Annotated in this window: 1 protein-coding gene; it reads left to right on the forward strand. The window is 71.7% G+C overall.

Translation table 11 applies throughout. The features are described from left to right. Window positions 1-19: 19 nt before the first annotated feature. On the forward strand, window positions 20-580 hold a 561-nt coding region (locus ACSC1Q_RS43060), incomplete at its 3' end, for a condensation domain-containing protein (protein ID WP_436764523.1).

A 580-nucleotide genomic window follows, 5' to 3' on the forward strand; every position in this document is an offset into this window, starting at 1 on the left:
GCGGGGTGGGGTGGCGCCGTTGACGTGGGGTCAGGCGTCGATCTGGCGGTTGACGACGTGGCGGGGTGATGGTGATCCTTATTTCAATATGCCCTGGTCGTTGCCGGTGTACGGCAGGCGTGACCTTGACGTGGTTTTGGGGGCGGTGCGGGGGTTGCTGGAGCGGCACGAGACGTTGCGGACGAACTTCCGGCCGGGGGCTGAGGGGATGGAGCAGCATGTGGCGCGTTCGGGGCGGCTGGTCGTGGGGGTCGTCGAGGGCGGGGATGTCAGGCCGATGACGTTGGCCAGGCGGGTGGCGGTGGAGTTGGCGGCGGAGGTGTTCGATTACGCGGGGGAGATGCCGGTGCGGTGCGCGGTGGTGGTGGTTGGGGGCCGGCCGCGGGCGGTGGCGTTCGGGGTGTCGCATCTGGCGGCTGATGGGGGCGCGCTGGATCTGCTGGCGGCTGATTGGCGGGATCTGCTGGCGGGGGTGGCGGGGCCTGCCCCGGGGTGGCAGCCGATGGATCAGGCGCGGTTTGAGCGGGAGGGGGCGGGGGTGGCGCGGGGGGAGCGGGCGTTTCGGCATTGGCGGGGGGTG

Origin of the sequence: Streptosporangium heterodermiicola (assembly GCF_051390675.1) — a bacterium.
Classification (GTDB): Bacteria; Actinomycetota; Actinomycetes; order Streptosporangiales; family Streptosporangiaceae; genus Streptosporangium.